Raw genomic sequence first — 267 nt, forward strand, 5'->3', positions numbered from 1 at the left:
GTACCCCCGGTGGTAACAACGGTGGCAATGGCGGTAATGGTATTGGCGGTAACGGCGGTAACGTGACCCCCGGTACCCCTGGTCAGCCTGGTACCCCCGGTGGTAACAACGGTGGCAATGGCGGCGACGGCATTGGCGGTAACGGTGGCAACGTGACCCCCGGTAACCCCGGTCAGGGCGGCAATGGCGGTAATGGTATTGGTGGTAACGGCGGTAACGTGACCCCCGGTAACCCCGGTCAGCCTGGTACCCCCGGTGGTAACAACG

At 63.7% G+C, this 267-nt stretch carries 1 protein-coding gene; it reads left to right on the forward strand.

The window, feature by feature from the left end:
* Positions 1 to 267, forward strand: a 267-nt coding sequence (locus tag HMPREF2804_RS10640; RefSeq protein WP_210399325.1) for a hypothetical protein, incomplete at both ends; no start/stop codon positions are given.

Source organism: Rothia sp. HMSC065G12 (assembly GCF_001811455.1).
Lineage (GTDB): Bacteria > Actinomycetota > Actinomycetes > Actinomycetales > Micrococcaceae > Rothia > Rothia dentocariosa.